Source organism: Erwinia sp. ErVv1 (assembly GCF_900068895.1).
Lineage (GTDB): Bacteria > Pseudomonadota > Gammaproteobacteria > Enterobacterales > Enterobacteriaceae > Erwinia.
Genome location: NZ_CDPK01000012.1, coordinates 158,946 through 159,230, shown reverse-complemented (window position 1 = coordinate 159,230; position 285 = coordinate 158,946). Strand labels below are relative to the sequence as shown.

The 285-nt window shown below is 54.0% G+C and carries 1 protein-coding gene; it reads left to right on the top strand.

Features of this window, described 5'->3' with window-relative positions:
• Positions 1-285: DDE-type integrase/transposase/recombinase (locus A1830_RS21655; RefSeq protein WP_369815716.1), on the top strand; the 285-nt coding region annotated here is incomplete at both ends.

Genomic DNA, 285 nt, shown 5'->3' with positions numbered 1-285 from the left:
GATTTTATGCACGACGCGCTGACATGCGGCCGACGTTTTCGGACTTTCAACGTCGTGGATGATTTTAACCGTGAAGCTCTGGCTATCGAAACTGACCTGAATATCACGGCGCAGCGGGTCGTCCGGGTGCTGGACAGGATAGCAGCAACCCGTGGATATCCGCTGAAGATGCGGATGGATAATGGGCCGGAACGGGTATCACTGGCTCTGGCGCAATGGGCTGAAGATCATGGTGTGATGCTGGAATTTATTAAGCCGGGTAAGCCGACCCAGAACGCGTTTATC